The organism is Pseudonocardia zijingensis (assembly GCF_042657305.1).
GTDB classification, from domain to species: domain Bacteria; phylum Actinomycetota; class Actinomycetes; order Mycobacteriales; family Pseudonocardiaceae; genus Pseudonocardia; species Pseudonocardia zijingensis.
On record NZ_JBHSKO010000001.1, the window covers coordinates 633,865 to 652,229 of the forward strand.

An 18,365-nucleotide genomic window follows, 5' to 3' on the forward strand; every position below is an offset into this window, starting at 1 on the left:
GTCAGGGCGCGGGCAGGCCCTCCACGATCGCCACAGCCGAGGTGCTGCACCGCTTCCGGATCTCCGCCACCTCCTGGTACTCGGGCGAGTGGTAGAAGGCCAGCGCGGCCTCGTAGCTGGGGAACTCCACCACCACGAAGCGCGGCAGCCACTCGCCCTCCAGCCGCGTGGACGCGCCACCGCGGTGGAGGTAGCGGCCGCCGTGCGCGGCGATCACGCCCTGCGCCTTCGCCTTGTACTCCTCGTAGCCGTCGGGATCGGTCACCTCGCCGTGCAGGATGAGGTAGCCGGGCAATGGGACCTCCAGGTGTCAGGGCAGGGCCGGGATCACCGACGCGCCGTACGCCTCGATCGTCGACTCCTTGGCGTCGTGCATGGCGTAGATCGCGAACTGGTCGACTCCCAGTTCCTTCAGCTCGGCGAGGCGCTCCAGCTGCGCGGTCGGCGGGCCGAGCAGGCAGAACCGCTCGACGACCTCGTCGGGCACGAAGTCGGTGGAGCGGTTGTCGGCGCGGCCGTGGTGGCTGTAGTCGTACCCCTCGCGGCCCCTGATGTAGCCGGTGAGTGCGGCGGGCACCGCCGCGGACGTCTCGCCGTAGCGGGTGACGAGGTCGGCGACGTGGTTGCCGACCATCCCGCCGAACCACCGGCACTGGTCGCGGGCGTGCGCCAGGTCGTCCCCGACGTACGCGGGAGCGGCCACGCAGATGGTGAGCGCCGCCGGGTCGCGGCCGGCCACCTCGGCGGAGGCGCGCACGGTCTTGACCGTCCACTCCACGAGGTAGGGGTCGGCGAGCTGCAGGATGAAGCCGTCGGCCACCCGGCCGACGAGGTCGAGCGCCTTCGGCCCGTACCCGGCCATCCAGACCGGCAGCCGCGTGCCCTCGGCCACCCACGGGAGCCGCACCGTGGTGCCGTGCAGCTCCACGGGGCGGCCTTCCGCGAGTTCGCGGATCACGTGGATCGACTCCTCCAGCCGCGCGAGCGTGGTGGGCGGGCGGCCCTGCACACGCACCGCGGAGTCGCCGCGACCGATGCCGCAGACCGTGCGGTTGCCGAACTGCTCGTTCAGCGTGGCGTGCATGGAGGCGATGACCGTCCAGTCGCGGGTGGCCGGGTTGGTCACCATCGGCCCGACGATCATCCGCTGCGTCCGCTCCAGGATCTGCGGGTAGAGGACGTAGGGCTCCTGCCAGAGCACGTGCGAGTCGAACGTCCAGGCGTGGCTGAACCCGAGCTCCTCGGCCCGCACGAAGTGGTCGACGACGTCGCGCGCGGGCGGATCTGTTTGCAGCACCAGGCCGACGTGGATGGCGGTCATCGCAGGTACTGACAGGTGTCGCGGGTGAGGAAGCGGCCGTCGCCCGCCGAGCCGCGGTACTCGCCAGCGTCGACGATCACCCGGCCGCGGGAGAGCACGGTGCGCACCTTGCCGGTGGTCTCGCGCCCCTCGTAGCAGGAGTAGTCGACGGCCATGTGGTGCGTCTGCGCGGAGTGCACCTGGGTGGCGGTGGGGTCGTAGACCACGATGTCGGCGTCGGCCCCGGGCGCGATCGTGCCCTTGCGCGGGTAGAGGCCGAACATCTTCGCCGGGGTGGCGCTGGCGATCTCGATCCAGCGCCGCCGCGAGATGTGCCCGTCGACCACGCCCTGGTGCAGCAGGTCCATCCGCGTCTCGACGCCGGGCAGCCCGTTGGGGATCTTGGAGAAGTCGCCGATGCCCATGTCCTTCTGCCCCTTGAAGCAGAACGGGCAGTGGTCGGTGGACACGACCGACAGGTCGTCGGTGCGCAGCCCTCGCCACAGCGCGGCCTGGTGCTCGGCGGGGCGCAGCGGCGTGGAGCAGACGTACTTGGCCCCCTCGAACCCGGGGCGGGCCAGGTCGTCGGTGGAGAGGAACAGGTACTGCGGGCACGTCTCGGCGAACGCGTTGTAGCCCTCGTCGCGGGCCGCGGCGACCTGCGCGAGGGCCTGCGTGGCCGACAGGTGCACGATGTAGATCGGCGCGCCGGCCACCTGCGCGAGCTTGATCGCCCGGTGCGTGGCCTCGGCCTCGAGCAGCGCGTGGCGCACCTCGCCGTGGTAGCGCGGGTCGGTGTGGCCCTTCGCGAGCGCCTGCTCCACCAGGACGTCGATCGCGATGCCGTTCTCGGCGTGCATCATGATCAGGCCGCCGGTCTCGGCGCCCTTCTGCAGTGCGCGCAGGATCTTGCCGTCGTCGGAGTAGAAGACGCCGGGGTAGGCCATGAACAGCTTGAAGCTGGTGACGCCCTCGCCGACGAGCGCCTCCATCTCCTTCAGGGAGCTCTCGTTGACGTCGGCGAGGATCATGTGGAACGCGTAGTCGATCGCGCAGTTGCCGGCGGCCTTGGCGTGCCAGGCGTCGAGCCCCTCGCGCAGCGAGCCCCCCACCGACTGGATCGCGAAGTCGATGATCGTCGTGGTGCCGCCCCACGCCGCGGCGCGGGTGCCGGTCTCGAACGTGTCGGCGGCGGTGGTGCCGCCGAACGGCATCTGCATGTGGGTGTGCGCGTCGACGCCGCCGGGCACGACGTACATCCCGGTGGCGTCGATGACGGTGTCGGCGGTCCAGGACTCGGCCACGGCGGCGTCGGCGAGGGCCACCACCTTCTCGTCCTCGATCAGGACGTCGGCGGTGAGCTCGTCGGACGCGGTGATCACCAGGCCGTTGCGGATGAGCGTGCGGGTCACGGCGTGGCCTCCTCGATCGCGGCCGTCAGGATGGCGAGTCCTTCCGCCGCCTCGTCGGCGGTGAGGGTGAGCAGCGGGGCGAGGCGCAGCGCGTTGCCGTGCAGCCCGCCCTTGCCGACGAGCAGCCCACGCCGCTTGCACCCCTCGAGCACGGCGTTCGCGAGGTCCGGCGCGGGCTCGCCCGGTGTGCCCGTGCCGGGCCGCACCAGCTCGACGCCGATCATCAGGCCCTTGCCGCGGACGTCGCCGACGATCGGCGATCCCAGCGCCCGCAGGCCCTCGATCAGCGTGGGGCCGTGGCGGGCGGCGTTGGCCTGCAGGTCGTGGTCGAGCACGTAGCGCAGGTTGGCCAGCGCCCCGGCGGACGTGAGCGGCGAGCCGCCGAACGTGGAGATCGAGTTGGCGGTGAGGCAGTCCATGATCTCGGGCCGCGCGATCACCCCGCCCATCGACAGCCCGTTGCCGATGCCCTTGGCGAACGTGACGATGTCCGGGGTCGCGCCATGGGACTGCCAGCCCCAGAAGTGCTCGCCGGTGCGGCCCCACCCGGTCTGCACCTCGTCGGAGATCCAGAGGATCCCGCGCTCGCGCAGCACCTCGGCGAACGCGCCCAGCAGCCCGTCCGGCCCGGAGGTGAATCCGCCGACGCCCTGGATCGGCTCGGCGATCAGCGCGGCGACGTCGCCGCCGGCCTGGTCGAGCACCTCCTTCAGGTCGGCCACGCACGCGGCGGTGAACTCGCCGTCGGACAGGTGCGCGAACGGCGAGCGGTACCGCTGCCCGCCGTGCACGTAGTAGACCTGGAACGGCGACAGCGAGGTGGGCGACCAGGTGCGGTTGCCGGTGACGGCCACCGTGGAGAACGAGCGCCCGTGGTAGCTGTTGCGCAGCGCCAGGATCTGGTTCGACCGCCGCAGCGAGCTGGCCAGCAGCAGCGCGGTGTCGTTGGCCTCCGTGCCGCTGGTGGTCAGGAAGACCTTGGCGTCCGGGATCTCCGACACCGACGCGATCTGCTCGGCCAGCTCCACCATCGGGCGGTTCAGGTAGAGCGTGGAGCTGTGGATGATCCGCCCGGCCTGGTCGGCCACGGCCTTGGTGACCTCGGGCAGGGCGTGCGCGGTCATCGTGGTGAGGATACCGCCGAAGAAGTCCAGGTAGCGGTTGCCCTCGGCGTCCCAGACGTAGCGCCCCTCGCCCCGCTCGATCTCGATCGGCTCCTGGTAGTAGATCGCCAGCCAGGAGGGGAGCACGGCGCGGGTGCGCGCCAGCAGGTCGTCGCTCATGCTTCCACCAGCGGGCCGTAGGCGTCGGGTCGCCGGTCGCGGTAGAACGCCCACTGCCGGCGCACCTCGTCGATCATGCCGAGGTCCAGGTCGCGCACCACGAGCTCCTCGTCCCGGTCGGACGCGGGCTCGCCGACGAACTGGCCGCGCGGGTCGACGAAGTAACTGGTGCCGTAGAAGTCGTTGTCGCCGTACTCCTCCACGCCCACACGGTTGATCGCGGCGATGAAGTACTCGTTGGCGACGGCCGCGGCCGGCTGCTCCAGCTTCCACAGGTACGCCGAGAGCCCGCGGCTGGTGGCGCTCGGGTTGTAGACGATCTGCGCCCCCGCAAGGCCCAGCGCGCGCCACCCCTCCGGGAAGTGCCGGTCGTAGCAGATGTAGACGCCGACCTTGCCGACCGCGGTGTCGAACACCGGCCAGCCCAGGTTGCCGGGGCGGAAGTAGTACTTCTCCCAGAAGCCCTTGACCTGCGGGATGTGGTGCTTGCGGTACTTGCCGAGCACGGTGCCGTCGGCGTCGATCACGGCGGCGGTGTTGTAGTAGTTGCCCGCGCTCTCGATCTCGAACACCGGCACGACGAGCACCATGCCGGTCTCCCTGGCCAGCGCCTGCATGCGCTGCACCGTGGGCCCGTCCGGCACCGGCTCGGCCCAGCGGTAGTGCTCCGCCTCCTGCACCTGGCAGAAGTACGGCGAGTTGAAGACCTCCTGGAACCCCATGATCTGCGCGCCCTGCTCGGCTGCGGCCCGCGCGTACGACTCGTGCACTTCGATCATCGAAGCGGTGTCGCCCGTCCACTTCGCCTGCACCAGCGCTGCGCGCACCACCCGGGACTCTTCCGCCATCGCCCCCACCTCCGACGTCCTCCCCGAAAGGGGACACCTTCGAACGTCACGGCGTCCCGTCGCAAGACCCAATCCGGCACGGTGCGCAGCCCGTCACGCAGTCGTGTCGCGCCGGACATCTTCGACCGGCCGCAGCGCGTCTGCCGGGAGCCTGCGCTCCAGCGCCAGCACCCCGGCGATGCTCGCGAGCTCGAGGGCGCCGAGCGCGATCCACGGTGCCGCGATCGCCAGCTCGAACAGCGTGGCGAAGAACGCCGGCGCGACGATCGAGGAGATCGTGAACGAGTACTGGAACGTCGCGAGGTAGCGGCCGCGAGCCGCGGGCGGGGCGATCGCGGCGGCCAGCCCCATCGACACCGGGGCGTGCACCAGCTCGGCCGCGGTGAACTGCAGCGTGCCGGCGACGAGCACCGGCAGCACCCACTCCGGCTGTCCCGGCCCGAGCACCGCGAGCGAGGCGCACCACGCCGCCCACAGCGCGGCCGCGACGACGAGGCAGCGCGTGCGGCGCAGGCCGCCCAGGCGCGCGACGACCGGGGCGGACAGCACGGCGATCAGCACCGCGTTGCCCGCGAGCAGCACGGACGTGAGCCAGGCCGGTCCCCCGATCCCGGTGAGCACCACGGTGGGGAGCGCGACGCCGAGCATCATGCTGGAGAGCGCGTACACCGAGTTGAGCCCGATGAGGGACAGGAACGGGCGGTCGCGCAGCAGCGTGGCGTAACCGGAGCGTTCGAGCGGCTCGTGCGCGCGGCGGGGCCCGGTGCGGACGAACGCCGTGATGAGCACGGCCGCGGCCGTGAAGCACGCGGCGGCCGCGTACGCCACGGCCCGGTAGGTGGCATCGCGGCCGTCGGCGACGACGAGCCCGGTGACGAGCCCGCCCACCGCGAGCCCGGCGGTGCGGGCACCGTTGGCCAGCGCGTACCAGGTGTCGCGCGACAGCAGGGTGGCAGTGCCGTCGACGAGGTCGGCGATCGCGGTGAACACCGCCGACCAGAAGAACCGCACCCCGATCGCGACGAGTGCGGACGACACCAGGATCCCCACCGGGCCGCTCACCCCGGCGTAGGCCAGGAACCCGGCCGCCTGCAGCAGCTGGGCGCCCACCACGAGCGGCAGCGCGCCGAACCGGTCGGCGAGCGTGCCCGCCCACACCGGGATCGGCAGCGTCACCGCGTTGGCGATCGTGAGCAGCACCCCGACCAGCGCCAACGGCACGTCGGTCAGCTCGACGAAGTAGATCAGCGAGAGCGGGAGGAACAGGCCGTTGCCGAGGGAATCGACGGCGAGCGCCCCGATGAGGACCGGTCCGCCGCGGCTGCCGCGCGTGCGTGCTCCGTTCGGCCCACCGCGCGTCACGCGGCGAGCGTAGGCGGGCACGAAAAATCCCGGAAGCGAGTAGCGAGCCGCATGCGTCGGGTAGCCGTATCGCGGCTAGATTCGCACCGTACGACTGGGTCGGGATCGACGGGGAGTTACGGAAGATGGCGAGCATCGAAGAGGTCCGGGCCGGCATCGCGCTGGCCAACGACAAGGCCTCGGAGAGCCTCGGAGCGCTGCAACAGGCGCACTCCTCCCTGGAACAGGCGCAGGGTGCGTTGCAGCGCGTGACGGAGGGCAGCAACCAGGCCGACGTCTCCGAGGCGAACGGGCTGCTCGCCCAGGCCGTCGGCAGCATCGGTGAGGTGCAGAACCAGGTGCAGGCCGCGATCCAGGCGTCCGAGGGCGTCGCCAACCGGCTGTGACAGACCTGGGGGAGGTCCGCGCCGTGCTGGCGGGGGTGGCCGACCAGCTCGGCAGCGCCTACCAGCACGCGGGGATCGCACGTGCCCGGATCGCCGACGCCGTCGCCGTGCTCGACGGCCTCGGCGAGGTCCACTCCGAGCCGCTGGTGCCCCCGGAGCTTCTGCAGGCGGCCGAGGAGCTGGAGCGGGGCCTGGGCCTGATCACGTTCGGCGCCACCGCCGTGGCCGACATCGACGCGCGGTTGTAGCCGCGATGGCACGCGGGCCCAGCAAGCGGCAGCAGCGGATCGCCACGGCGTTCGACGCCCTGTGCGACGCGGTGGCGCGGGCGCTCGGTGCCGCGGAGGGCGCGCGCGAGGCCGCGGTGCGCGCGCACGCCGAGGCGATGGTCGAGATGTGGCTGCGCGCCGAGGGCCTCGAGGCGGCGGAGGCCGACCCCGGCCTGCGCAGGTTGCTCGCGAACCCCGGGCTCACCGGCCCCGTCGAGCGCGTGGAGCGCGACCGCCGTGCCGCGTTCCGGGAGTGGACGGCCACCGGCCCGCGGCGCATCGAGCAGATCGTGGCGGAGGCGGCTCCCGGCCCGGCGGGCGGCGACCCGGACGAGTGGCTCGGCCAGGTCGGCAAGATCGACGGTGCGGGGCCCGTCCCGTCCCTGTGGCGGATCGGCACCGGGCGCGTGTGCGGCGGGGAGCCCGGCTTCCCGGTCGCGGTGCCGCTGCTCGACGAGTCGCACCTGCAGATCACCTCCACCCACGACAGCAGGCTGCGGGCCGAGGCGCTCGTGGAGCAGCTGCTGCTGCGCGTGATGAGCAGCTTCCGGCCCGGGGTGGTGCAGCTGCACGTCTGGGACGTCGGCCGGTTCACCGGCGCGCTGCCCGGCCTGTACCCGCTCACCCGCACCGGGCTGCTCACGGTGCACGACCCCGCGATGCTCGAGGAGCTGCTCGATGAGCTGTCGGACCGGATCCGCCGCGTCCACACGCGCGTGCTCGTCGACGGCCACCCCTCCCTGCGGGCGATGGCCGAGACGAGCGGCGGGCGCACCGAGCCGTGGATCGTCGCGGTGCTGCTGGGCAACCGGGCGTCGCTGAAGGACACCGAGCACCGACAGCTGCAGCGGGTGGCGCGCGACGGGCTCGCGTGCGGGGTGCAGCTCGTGCTGCTCGACGTCCCCATGACGGTCAACGCCCCCATCGAGACGGTCCGCCTCGACGACACCGGTGCCGCCACGTCGTCCATGACCGGCCCGCACGTCGCGGTGGAGCCGGACCCGCCGCTGCCGCAGGCCGAGGTCACCCGGGCCGCCCACGCGATCGCCGACGAGCACGAGCGCTGGCGCAGCCGGATCGGCACGTTCGCCGACCTGCTGCCGCCGCGGGAGAAGTGGGGCGAGGCCCGGTCGATCAGTGGTGTGCACGCGCCCGTCGGGTTCACCGACGGGCTGCCGGCGCAGGTCTCCCTGGCCGACTCCTCGCCGCACGCGCTGATCGGTGGCCCGAGCGGGTCCGGCAAGACCAACCTGCTGCTCACCATGATCAGCTCGATGGCTGCGCGGTACGGCCCCGACGAGCTCGAGTTCTACCTCCTGGACTTCAAGGAGGGCGTCTCGTTCGCCCAGTTCGCGCCCGGGCGGCGGGACCGCACGTGGCTGCCGCACGCGCGCCTGATCGGCGTCAACATCAACACCGACCGCGAGTTCGGGCTCGCGCTGCTGCAGTTCCTCTCCGACGAGATGCGCCGCCGCGCCGAGGCGGCCAAGGCGCACGAGGTCACGAAGCTGGAGGAGCTGCGCCGCGAGGACCCCGAGGGGCGGTGGCCCCGGATCGTCGCCGTGATCGACGAGTTCCAGTACCTGTTCGCCGAACGCGACGCCGTCACCCGGGCCGCCACGCTGCTGCTGGAGGACGTCGCCCGGCGTGGGCGCTCCCAGGGCATCCACCTGGTGCTGGCCAGCCAGGACGTGTCGGGCATCGAGGCGTTCTGGGGACGTCCGGCGATCTTCGAGCAGTTCGTGCTGCGGATCGCGCTGCCGCGGGCGCGGCGCGTGCTCGCCGAGCTCAACGACGCCACGCTCGGCCTGCCGCGCTGGCACGCGGTGGTCAACCACGAGTCGGGCATCACCCACGGCAACGAGGTGGTGCGGATCCCGGACGCCACCGGCAAGGGGTCGGTGGACGAGGTGCAGCGCGTACTGCACGAGGAGCACTCAGAGGGGCGCGAGGAGCCCCGGCTGTTCGACGGCAGCCGGTCGCCGCGCCTGGCGGACCTGCTGTCCGGGCTGCCCGCGGGCGGCGGGCCGCGCGCGCTGGTGGGGCAGTGCATCGACGTGGCGGGCAGCCCCGCCGTCGTCGGCCTGCCGGATGCCCCGGGGCGCAACATCGGTGTGCTCGCCTCCGACGGCCGGGAGGCGGTGCAGGTGCTGGGCGCGGCCGCCGCGTCCCTGGCCGGGCGGCACACCCGCGACACACTCGACGTGGTGATCGCGCCCCTCATCGCGGAGGCGGAAGGGCCCGCGCAGCAGCTCGCCGACCGCGTCGCCGGTGCGGGTCAGCGGGTGGAGATCGTGCGGCTCGACGGCCTGCGCGCCCGCGTCGAAGCGCTGGCCCGGGAGGTGGACGAGCGACTCGCGGGCACCGCGTCGCGCCACCCCGTGGCGCTCGTGCTCTACGCGGCCGACGCCGCCGACACCACCCTGGACCGGGCCGGCACCGACGCGCTGCGGAAGGTGCTGCACTTCGGCCCGGAGGCCGGGGTGCACGTGCTCGGCTGGTGGCGCAGCCCGGCGCGGCTGAAGGCCCTGCTCATGATGGGTGCCTCGCCCGACGACCTCGGCGCGTGGGTGGCCCTCGACGTCCAGGGCTCCGAGGTGCAGCCGCTCGTGCCCGGCATGTTCGTCACCTGGTCACCCCGGCCCGGTCGGGGGCTGCTGTTCGACCGGGCGCAGCACACCCAGCCGGAGGTGGTCATCGTGCCGTCGCTGGAGGAGCGGTCGTGAGCGCGGCGCGGGAGTACAAGGAGGTCGTGGCCGGGATCGCGGCCGCGGCAGAGGCCCTGCGCGAGCGCGACCGGCAACGGGCGGCGCAGCTGAACCGGGAGCTCGTGGGCCTCGCCGAGGCCATGGCGCACGCGGAGGAGCGGGCCGGCCTCACCCGCCTCGGCGTGGAGCTGCACTGGGAGGCCGCGCTCGAGGCGGTGTGGGTGGAGTCGTGGATGAAGCTGCGGCCCCGCCCCGGCCCCGACCCGCGCGCCGACGCGGCCGAGATCGACGCGCTCGACGCCGAGGTGGAGGCCAGGGCGGCCGAGCTGCTGGACGCCACCCGCCGCCGCTTCGGCCTGCCCCGCCGTTGATCCCCCGCCCGTGGGAGGGTGCCCGCGTGCCCGGCCCCGACCGCCCCTGGAACCACAACACCCACTACCACCCGTTCGTGCTCGCCGCGGTGCCGCCGGGGAGCCGGGCGGCGCTCGACGTGGGCTGCGGCGAAGGGCTGCTCACCCGGGAGCTGAGCGCGGTGGTGCCGTCGGTGATCGGGATCGACCGCGACGGGCCGATCCTCCAGCGGGCGCGCACGCACGCGGGCGGCCCGGGGATCGAGTACCTGCAGGGGAACGTCCTGACCCACCCGTTCGAGCCCGAGTCCTTCGACATGGTGGCGTCGATCGCGACGCTGCACCACATGGACACGGCCACCGGGCTGTCGCGGATGCGGGACCTCCTGCGCCCGGGCGGCGTGCTCGCGGTGGTCGGGTTGCCCCGCTCCCGCTGGCCGCAGGACCTGCCGTACGCGGTGGCGGGTGTGGTGGCGCACCGCTGGCACCGGTGGCGCCGCGGCGGGGAGGCGGAGATGGCCGCGCCCACGGCCTGGCCGCCGCCGGACACCTTCGCCCAGGTCGGCGAGGTGGCCCGGCGGCTGCTGCCGGGGGCGCGGCTGCGCCGCCACGTCCTCTGGCGCTACTCCCTGCTGTGGTCCAAGCCGGTCACGGCTGGCCGAGCCTGAGCGTGCCGGGGTTGATGATGACGCCCTCGCCGACCTGGCGGTCGATCTCGACCTCGGTGACCAGGTTGCCGTTCGAGGTGACCTCGAGGCTGTCGGCGTTGCCGCGCTGGTAGTCCAGGCCGATGCCCAGGCCGCGCCCGCGGATCGTGTTGCTGTTGACGGCGGCCTTGGCGTCGCCGTAGTTGCCGAGCACCTGCAGGAACGTGCCGCCCTTGCCCCGGTTCTGGAAGACGCGGTTGCCCAGGATCGTGCTCGCCGCCCCGCCCTGGACGCGGCCGAGGATCCCGACGGTGCCGAAGTCCTCGATGTAGTTGTCGTCGATCGAGGAGCCGTAGAGGCGGTCGGCGTAGAGGGCGTGGTCGCCGCCCACGTCGTAGACGTGGTTGCCGTTGATCATCCACCCGGCGGCGTTGTCGAGGTGGATGCCGTCACCGCCGGTCTCGGCGATGTAGTTGTCCTCGAGCTGCCAGTCGGTGATGGAGTTGCCGGTGTCCTCGACGTACACGCCGCTGCCGCCGGAGTCGTTGAGCTGGGTGTTGGCGATGCGGCCGTTCACCTGGGTGTTGGTGAGCTCGGTGCCGTTCTCCGACAGGTTGGTCAGCCGGATCGCGTCGCGCCTGGCATCGGAGATCTGGACGTCCTCGACGAACGTCTGCCACGAGCGGATCACCACGGCGTCGCCCGCCTCCGGGTTCGCCGCGCTGTTGGCCTTGATGTTCAAGGTGCGCAGCGCTGTGGCGCTGCCGGTGGTCGGCGAGTTGTCCAGCCAGCTGTCGCTGGCGAAGATCGCCCGCAGGTTCGCGCCGTCGGCCTGCTGGATCACGGTGCCGGTGCGGGAGCGCCCCTGGTAGGAGCGGTTGCCCAGCAGCGGGATCGTCTCGGTCACCAGGCAGGTGCCGTCGAACACGATCGCGTCGCCCGCGTTGCTGCGGGCGATCGTGTTCGCGATCAGCCGCGAGTCGATGTTCGCGTTGTTGCGGCAGTTGATCACCCGCTCCGCGAGGTTCGTGATCTCGGGTGGTGCCGCGGGTGCCGTCTGGACCGGGCCGAGAGTGGCCATCGCGGTCGCCAGGGCTGCGGTCAGCGTCATGAATCCGGCCATCGTGTTCCCCCACTGTTCCGGTGACGGGCGACGGCATTCACATCACCCGTTCGGGTGCGCGAATCGTACAGACGCGATGATCTTCACCGGATCGGGGCATCAGAACGCCGTATGCGTCCACCAGTGGTGCAACAACGCCGCGTCGCCGGTGAGCGTGAGCCGCGGGTCGTCGGGCGTCATGCGCCGGGAGAACGCCAGCAGCAGGTCGCCCACCGGCGCGGTCACCACCACGTCCGCGTCGTCCGTGCCGCACTCCCACGTCACGCCGTGCGGGGTGCGGGTGATCAGCCAGCCGGAGCCGGCGTCGGTGGGCCGCAGCAGCAGCGTCTGCCCGTCCCCGCGCAGCTCGCGCAAGTCGGGCTTCAGGGCGGCGGCCTCGGCCGCCGAGATCAGCTCGAGGCCCTCGCTGATCGCCCCGGTGGCGAGGTCCGGGGCGATGGTGAACGGGCGCCCGGCGGCGAACGCCGCGTCCGCGACGTGCACCGCCGTGTCGGCCACCATCCGCCGGAGCCAGAACCACGCGGGCCGTTCCCCGAGGAACGTCCACACGACGGTCTCCGGGCCCGTGTCCGTGACCGCCCCGATGAGGTCGGCCGCGCTCGCCACGAGCCACTCCGCCCATCCGTGTGGGTCGCCGGGATCCTCGTCGCGCGGGTCCGGCGGGGGAGCGGCGGCCCGGCTGCGCACGAGCTCCGCGCTCCACCGGTAGGCCTGTCCGATGTGCCCGACGAGGTCCCGCACCCGCCAGTCCGGGCACGTCGGGACCGGCGCCTGCGGGTCGGCCCCGGCGACCGCGACCGCGAACGCGTCGGTCACCTCGGACAGGCCGTCGACCAGCCGGATCTGCGTCTGATTCATGGGTCCACGCTAGGAACTCCACCCGGCTGGAGATTCCAGCGACTGTGACCGGGCCCATACCGGATCAGCGGCAGGACACGCAGGCCACCTCGAAACTCCGTGCGGTGAACCCGATGTCCGTGCTCTCGCTCGTCGAGAGGACGGCCCTGGTGTCCCCGGCGCAGCCGGGCTCGGAGTGGAAGTACCCCTCGAGACCGGATCCCTTGTTCATGTAGGAGCGGGTCTGCCGCTCGTCGGGCGTGAGCTCGTGGCACCCGTCCGCCAGGTCGCGGTAGGTCTGCGGCTCGCCGATGTAGCCGGCCTCCTCCCACGTGCAGAAGGAGCCGTCCGGGCACTGCGGCGGAGGGCAGAGGTCGCCCTCGCTGTCGTAGTCGATGAGGTCGACGTTGTCGTCCGCGTCCCCGGTGAGGTTCTTCGACTCACCGGGTTCGATCCGGTCGAGGATCCGGCAACCGCCGTAGACGCCGTCGAGGAGGTTCAGCGGGATCTTCTCGTTGTTCGTGATCGACGACACCCGGTCCGCCCAGCCGGAGCTCGCGAGCCCGTAGCCACCCTGCCAGCTGATGTCGATGGTGCGCGAGTCACCGCCCCCGTCGGCCAGGTCGAAGATGCAGATGATGTCCGCCGCGCACTCGAACGATTCCTGCTCGGCCGCCGGACCGGCGTTCGCAGAGCCTGGTAGCAGCAGGAGCGGCACCACCGCCGCGGCTGCCGTGGAAAGGATCCGGCGCCACATCGCATCTCCTCGTGGTCGTACGTCAGGCCGGGGCGGATCTCCGCGGACCCGTGGATCCTGGCGGTGGCTCGTGGATCGAGAAAGATCAACTCTTGCCTGGTGGCGCCCGATTCCTGCCAGTCCGTACCGTGGGAACTCCACCGAGGTGGAGGGTCGACCGTGACGCAGGACGTGTCTGGACTCGGCATCGGGGATCTCGCGGAGCTCACCGGCGTGCCGGTGCGCACGATCCGCTTCTACTGCGACGAGGGGCTGCTCGACTTCCGCCGCAGCGCGGGCGGCCACCGCCGTTTCGCGCGCTCGGCGGTGGAGCGGCTCGACCTCGTGCGACGGCTGCGCGGGCTCGGGCTGGGGTTGCAGGCGATCGCCGCCGTGTTGTCCGGGGAACGCTCGGTGGCGGAGGTCGTCGCCGCCGAGCGTGCCGCTCTCGACGCCGAACTCGCGGCGCTCGCGTGGCGGCGTGCGTCCCTCGCCGCGGTGGAAGCCGCCACGCCCGGCGACCGGGCCGCGCGCCTCGCGCTGCTCGCCGCGGTGGCCGACCACACCGCCGCCCGCGGCGCGCTCGTGGACTTCTGGCACGGGCTGTTCATCGCCGACCTGCCACCCGACCTCACCGAGATGTTCCTCGAGGTCAGCGTGCCCCGGCCACCCGCGGACCCCACCCCGCAGCAGGTGGTGGCCTACGCCGAGATGGTCGCGCTCACCCGCGACCGCACCCTGGCGCAGCGGATGCGGGCCCGGGCACGGATCAACATCGAGCGGATCACCGATGAGGCCGAACTGCTGATGGGCATCGGCGAGGCCTGCGAGCTGGCCCGGCCCCTGTTGCTCGTCGGCCGAACCCCCGCGCCCGGACCGGCCCTGGACCGGTACGTGGCCGCGTACGCCACCGTGCAGCGCACGCGCGACACCCCGGCGTTCCGCAGCGAGCTGCTCACCACCGCCGTCGTCGACCGCGACCCGCGCCTGCGCCGCTACTGGCGCCTCGTCGGTGAGGTCACCGGTGAGCCCGTGCCGGTCGGATCGGCGCAGGCGTGGCTCGTCGACGCGCTCGAACGCTCACTGACCCGCGCGTCGTGACCACCCGCCCACCGGCCGGACCGGCCGGTGGGCGGGCAGCTCAGTCCTCCAGGTCGTCGGCGTCGTCGCGGGCAAGGAAGCTCGCCACCCGGTCGACGGCGTTCTCGAACTCGGGGTTGAGGTCGACGAACGCGCGCAGCCGGTCGGCCAGCCACTCCACGCTGACCTGCTCGTCACCGCGCCGGTCGACCAGCTCCTCGATGCCTCTGTCCGTGGCGTACACGGCCTACTCCGCGTACGCCTCGTCGATGAGCGCAGTCTGCTCGACCTCGTGGACCTTGGACGATCCCGCGGCCGGAGCGGCCATCCGCCGCCGCGAGACCCGCCGGATCCCCACCAGCCGCGGCAGCTTCTCGGGCAGCTCCAGCCCCAGGAACGGCCACGCGCCCTGGTTGGCAGGCTCCTCCTGCACCCAGCGGAACTCGGCGTTCGGGTACCGGTCGAGCACCGCGGCGAGCTGGCGGTCGGCCAGCGGGTACAGCTGCTCGAGGCGCACGAGGGCCACCCCGTCGAGGCCGCGCTTCTCACGCGCCGCGGCCAGCTCGTAGTAGATCTTGCCGCTGCAGAGCAGCACGCGGCGCACGTCGGACGCCGCGCCGTCGCCGTCGCGGTAGCGCGGGTCGTCGATGACCGGGCGGAACCGGCCGCCGGTGAAGTCGGTGAGCGGGCTGACCACCTGCTTGGCCCGCAGCATCCACTTCGGCGTGAACACCACGAGCGGGCGGCGCACGCCGTCCATCGAGTGCCTGCGCAGCAGGTGGAAGTAGTTGGCGGGCTCCGTGGGCAGCGCCACCGTCATCGAGCCCTCGGCGCACAGCTGCAGGAACCGCTCGATGCGGCCGGAGGAGTGGTCCGGGCCCTGGCCCTCGAGGCCGTGCGGCAGCAGCAGCGCCACGTCGGACATCTGGCCCCACTTGGCCTCACCGGACGAGATGAACTCGTCGATGATCGACTGCGCGCCGTTGACGAAGTCGCCGAACTGCGCCTCCCACGCCACGAACGCGTCGGGGTTGGCCACCGAGTACCCGTACTCGAAGCCGAGTGCGGCGAACTCCGACAGCGCCGAGTCGTAGGGCAGGAACCGGCCCTGGTCCTCCGCCAGGTTGCGCAGCGGGTAGTACTCCGCGCCCGTGCGCCGGTCGATGATCACCGAGTGGCGCTGCACGAACGTGCCGCGGCGGGTGTCCTGACCGGAGATCCGCACCAGCTTGCCGTCCATCGCGAGCGAGCCCAGCGCGAGCAGCTCGCCGAACGCCCAGTCGACGTTGCCCTCGCGCGACATCTGAAGGCGCCGTTGCAGCACCGGCTTGACGCGCTGGTGCACGTTGAAGCCCTCGGGCAGCTCGACGTGCGCGTCGCCGATCCGGTGGACGACCTCGAGCGACACCGAGGTGTCGAGGTCGGTGGGCACCGACTGCTCCCGCTCGACCGACGGGCTCGGCGCCGGCGGGGTGCGCTCCAGCTCGCGGACCTCGTTGAAGACGTGCTCCAGCTGGTTGGAGAAGTCCTTGAGCGCGTGCTCGGCCTCCTCCACGGTGATGTCCCCGCGGCCGATCAGCGACTCGGTGTAGATCTTCCGGACGCTGCGCTTCGCGTCGATGATGTCGTACATCGCCGGCTGGGTCATCGAGGGGTCGTCGCCCTCGTTGTGGCCGCGGCGCCGGTAGCAGATCATGTCGATCACGACGTCGTTGTTCCAGCGCTGCCGGTACTCCACCGCCAGCTTGGCCACCCAGACGCACGCCTCCGGGTCGTCGCCGTTCACGTGGAACACCGGGGCGTCGATCATCTTCGCGACGTCGGTGGAGTACTGCGACGAGCGCGAGTGCTCCGGCGCCGTGGTGAAGCCGACCTGGTTGTTGATGACGACGTGCACGGTGCCGCCGGTGCGGTACCCGCGCAGCTTGGCGAGGTTCAGCGTCTCCGCCACCACGCCCTGGCCCGCGAACGCGGCGTCGCCGTGCAGCATCAGCGGCAGCACGGTGAACCCGCCCTCGCCCTTGTCGAGGATGTCCTGCTTGGCGCGGACGATGCCCTCGAGGACCGGGTCGACGGCCTCCAGGTGCGAGGGGTTGGACGCCAGCGACACCACCGTCTCGCCGTCGCCGAACATCCGGAAGTACTTGCCCTCGGCACCCAGGTGGTACTTCACGTCGCCGGACCCGTGGGCCTGGCCCGGGTCGAGGTTGCCCTCGAACTCGCGGAAGATCTGGCTGATCGGCTTGCCGACGATGTTGGCCAGCACGTTCAGGCGGCCGCGGTGCGGCATGCCGATGACGACCTCGTCGAGCTCGTGCTCGGCCGCCTTGTCCAGCACGGCGTCGAGCAGGGGGATCACGGTCTCGCCGCCCTCGAGCGAGAAGCGCTTCTGCCCTACGTACTTGGTCTGCAGGAACGTCTCGAACGCCTCGGCCGCGTTGAGCTTGGAGAGGATGTACTTCTGCTCGGCCGGGTTCGGCTTCTGGTGCGGGACCTCGATGCGCTCCTGCAGCCAGGCGCGCTGCTCGGGGTCGGCGATGTGCATGTACTCGGTGCCGATGGTGCGGCAGTACGCGTCGCGCAGCACGCCGAGCACATCGCGCAGCTTCATGTGCTGCTTGCCGGCGAAACCGCCGACGGCGAACTCCCGGTCGAGGTCCCACAGGGTGAGGCCGTGGGACAGGATGTCGAGGTCGGGGTGGCGGCGCTGGCGGTAGTTCAGGGGGTCGGTGTCGGCCATCAGGTGGCCGCGCGTCCGGTGCGCGTCGATCACCTCGATCACCCGGGCGGTCTTGTCGATCGCGCCCTCGGGGATGTCCTGCACCCACCGCACCGGCTCGTACGGCACGCGCACGGACCGGAAGATCTCGTCGTAGAACTCGTCCTCGCCCAGGAGCAGCGCGTGCATCCGGCGCAGGAAGTCGCCGGACTCGGCGCCCTGGATGATCCGGTGGTCGTAGGTGGAGGTCAGCGTGATGATCTTGCTGACGCCGATCTCGGCCAGCTTCTCGGCGCTCGCGCCCTGGAACTGCGCGGGGTACTCCATCGCGCCGACGCCGATGATCGCGCCCTGGCCCTGCATCAGCCGCGGCACCGAGTGGTTGGTGCCCAGCGTGCCCGGGTTGGTGAGCGTGATCGTGGTGCCCGCGAAGTCCTCGCTCTGCAGGGCACCCGCGCGCGCCTTGTGCACGATGGCCTCGTAGGCCGACCAGAACTGCGCGAAGTTCATCGTCTCGCAGCCCTTGATCGAGACGACGACGAGCGAACGCTGGCCGTCCTTGCCCGGCAGGTCGATCGCCAGCCCGAGGTTGACGTGGTCGGGCTGCACGACGACCGGCTTGCCGTCCTGCTCGGAGTAGTGGCGGTTCATCACCGGGAATTCGGCGAGCGCCTTGACCAGCGCGTACCCGATGAGGTGCGTGAAGGAGACCTTGCCGCCGCGGGTGCGCTTGAGCTGGTTGTTGATGACGACCCGGTTGTCGGCGAGGAGCTTCGCCGGCACGGCGCGCACGCTCGTGGCCGTGGGCACGCTGAGCGAGGCGTTCATGTTCTTGACGACTGCGTTCGCCGCGCCGCGCAGCGGAATGGTGGTGCCCCCGCCCGCGTCGGCGGCCTTGGCGGCGGGCCGGGCGGCCTGCGACGTGCTGCCCGCGGGCGGCTTCGACCCGGCGGTGGGGGCGCTGCGCTTCTGCGTGGGCGCGCTGCCGTTGCTGCCACCGGTCGGCGTGAGGGCCGCGCGGTCGGCGGCCCGCGTGCGCTCGCTGGGCTCCGGGCGCTCGGCAACCGGGGTGGGCGCGGGCGCCGTGGGCGCCTCCGACGGGGCGGACGGGCGGCCGGGCCGCTGCGCGGCCTCCTGGACGGAACCGGTGCCGGCCGAGTCATCGGCGGTGTCGGCGGCAGCGGTGGGCGGCGCATCGGTGGGTCGGTAGTCCGCGAAGAACTCGTGCCATGCCGGGTCGACGGTGTTGGGGTCGTCGAGGAAACGTTGGTACATCTCCTCGACGAGCCATTCGTTCGGCCCGAA

At 72.2% G+C, this 18,365-nt stretch carries 17 protein-coding genes; 6 read left to right on the forward strand and 11 right to left on the reverse strand.

Annotated elements, in window-relative coordinates; genetic code table 11:
• Nucleotide 1 precedes the first annotated feature (1 nt).
• The 6 genes from ACFPL3_RS03380 to ACFPL3_RS03405 all read right to left on the reverse strand — a co-directional run bounded on the left by ACFPL3_RS03380 (nt 2) and on the right by ACFPL3_RS03405 (nt 6,205).
• The gene (locus ACFPL3_RS03380; RefSeq protein ID WP_343943559.1) at nt 2-295 is read right to left on the reverse strand and encodes a DUF1330 domain-containing protein; all 294 of its coding nucleotides are present in this window, start codon (nt 293-295) and stop codon (nt 2-4) included.
• A gap of 15 nt (nt 296-310) precedes the next feature.
• Entirely contained in the window at nt 311-1,312 is a 1,002-nt protein-coding gene (locus ACFPL3_RS03385; RefSeq protein ID WP_343943600.1) for a TIGR03842 family LLM class F420-dependent oxidoreductase, read from the reverse strand.
• A gap of 5 nt (nt 1,313-1,317) precedes the next feature.
• The gene (hydA, locus tag ACFPL3_RS03390; RefSeq protein WP_343943560.1) at nt 1,318-2,712 is read right to left on the reverse strand and encodes a dihydropyrimidinase; all 1,395 of its coding nucleotides are present in this window, start codon (nt 2,710-2,712) and stop codon (nt 1,318-1,320) included.
• Nucleotides 2,709-3,995, reverse strand: a complete 1,287-nt coding sequence (locus tag ACFPL3_RS03395; protein ID WP_343943561.1) for an aspartate aminotransferase family protein — start codon at nt 3,993-3,995, stop codon at nt 2,709-2,711. Before ACFPL3_RS03395 ends, hydA begins: the two co-directional genes overlap by 4 nt.
• The gene (locus ACFPL3_RS03400; protein ID WP_343943562.1) at nt 3,992-4,843 is read right to left on the reverse strand and encodes a nitrilase-related carbon-nitrogen hydrolase; all 852 of its coding nucleotides are present in this window, start codon (nt 4,841-4,843) and stop codon (nt 3,992-3,994) included. The genes ACFPL3_RS03395 and ACFPL3_RS03400 overlap by 4 nt, the downstream gene beginning before the upstream one ends.
• A 93-nt stretch (nt 4,844-4,936) precedes the next feature.
• Nucleotides 4,937-6,205 (reverse strand): MFS transporter, encoded by a 1,269-nt coding sequence (locus ACFPL3_RS03405; protein ID WP_343943563.1) that lies wholly within the window; start codon nt 6,203-6,205, stop codon nt 4,937-4,939.
• Between the two features lie 125 nt (nt 6,206-6,330).
• On the opposite strand from ACFPL3_RS03405, the gene ACFPL3_RS03410 reads away from it, so the two are divergent.
• The 5 genes from ACFPL3_RS03410 to ACFPL3_RS03430 are packed head-to-tail and all read left to right on the forward strand — an operon-like array spanning nt 6,331 to nt 10,586.
• On the forward strand, nt 6,331-6,591 hold the full coding sequence (locus tag ACFPL3_RS03410) for a hypothetical protein (RefSeq protein ID WP_343943564.1): 261 nt from the start codon (nt 6,331-6,333) through the stop codon (nt 6,589-6,591).
• Nucleotides 6,588-6,839, forward strand: a complete 252-nt coding sequence (locus ACFPL3_RS03415; RefSeq protein WP_343943565.1) for a hypothetical protein — start codon at nt 6,588-6,590, stop codon at nt 6,837-6,839. Before ACFPL3_RS03410 ends, ACFPL3_RS03415 begins: the two co-directional genes overlap by 4 nt.
• Before the next feature lie 5 nt (nt 6,840-6,844).
• Complete coding sequence (locus tag ACFPL3_RS03420) at nt 6,845-9,586, forward strand: FtsK/SpoIIIE domain-containing protein (protein WP_343943566.1); 2,742 nt, start codon at nt 6,845-6,847, stop codon at nt 9,584-9,586.
• Nucleotides 9,583-9,939 carry a hypothetical protein gene (locus ACFPL3_RS03425; RefSeq protein WP_343943567.1) on the forward strand — a complete coding sequence of 119 codons (357 nt, stop codon included), beginning with the start codon at nt 9,583-9,585 and terminating at the stop codon, nt 9,937-9,939. Before ACFPL3_RS03420 ends, ACFPL3_RS03425 begins: the two co-directional genes overlap by 4 nt.
• 26 nt (nt 9,940-9,965) lie before the next feature.
• On the forward strand, nt 9,966-10,586 hold the full coding sequence (locus ACFPL3_RS03430) for a class I SAM-dependent methyltransferase (RefSeq protein WP_343943568.1): 621 nt from the start codon (nt 9,966-9,968) through the stop codon (nt 10,584-10,586).
• Here the strand turns inward: ACFPL3_RS03430 and ACFPL3_RS03435 are convergent.
• From ACFPL3_RS03435 to ACFPL3_RS03445, 3 genes are all read right to left on the reverse strand, one after another.
• Nucleotides 10,567-11,676 carry a right-handed parallel beta-helix repeat-containing protein gene (locus tag ACFPL3_RS03435; protein ID WP_343943569.1) on the reverse strand — a complete coding sequence of 370 codons (1,110 nt, stop codon included), beginning with the start codon at nt 11,674-11,676 and terminating at the stop codon, nt 10,567-10,569. The two genes, ACFPL3_RS03430 and ACFPL3_RS03435, sit on opposite strands and share 20 nt — an antisense overlap.
• Nucleotides 11,677-11,787: 111 nt before the next feature.
• Nucleotides 11,788-12,546: a maleylpyruvate isomerase family mycothiol-dependent enzyme gene (locus ACFPL3_RS03440; RefSeq protein ID WP_343943570.1), complete on the reverse strand. Its 759-nt coding sequence runs from the start codon at nt 12,544-12,546 to the stop codon at nt 11,788-11,790.
• Nucleotides 12,547-12,610: 64 nt separating this feature from the next.
• The gene (locus tag ACFPL3_RS03445; protein WP_343943571.1) at nt 12,611-13,282 is read right to left on the reverse strand and encodes a peptidase inhibitor family I36 protein; all 672 of its coding nucleotides are present in this window, start codon (nt 13,280-13,282) and stop codon (nt 12,611-12,613) included.
• Nucleotides 13,283-13,441: 159 nt separating this feature from the next.
• Between ACFPL3_RS03445 and ACFPL3_RS03450 the strand changes: the two genes are divergently transcribed.
• The gene (locus ACFPL3_RS03450) at nt 13,442-14,362 is read left to right on the forward strand and encodes a MerR family transcriptional regulator (protein WP_343943572.1); all 921 of its coding nucleotides are present in this window, start codon (nt 13,442-13,444) and stop codon (nt 14,360-14,362) included.
• A 40-nt stretch (nt 14,363-14,402) separates the two neighbouring features.
• Here ACFPL3_RS03450 and ACFPL3_RS03455 read toward each other — a convergent pair whose 3' ends face one another.
• Both ACFPL3_RS03455 and ACFPL3_RS03460 read right to left on the reverse strand, forming a co-directional pair.
• The gene (locus ACFPL3_RS03455) at nt 14,403-14,585 is read right to left on the reverse strand and encodes a DUF6104 family protein (RefSeq protein WP_343943573.1); all 183 of its coding nucleotides are present in this window, start codon (nt 14,583-14,585) and stop codon (nt 14,403-14,405) included.
• Nucleotides 14,586-14,588: 3 nt separating this feature from the next.
• On the reverse strand, nt 14,589-18,335 hold the full coding sequence (locus tag ACFPL3_RS03460; protein ID WP_379588366.1) for a multifunctional oxoglutarate decarboxylase/oxoglutarate dehydrogenase thiamine pyrophosphate-binding subunit/dihydrolipoyllysine-residue succinyltransferase subunit: 3,747 nt from the start codon (nt 18,333-18,335) through the stop codon (nt 14,589-14,591).
• Nucleotides 18,336-18,365 lie beyond the last annotated feature (30 nt).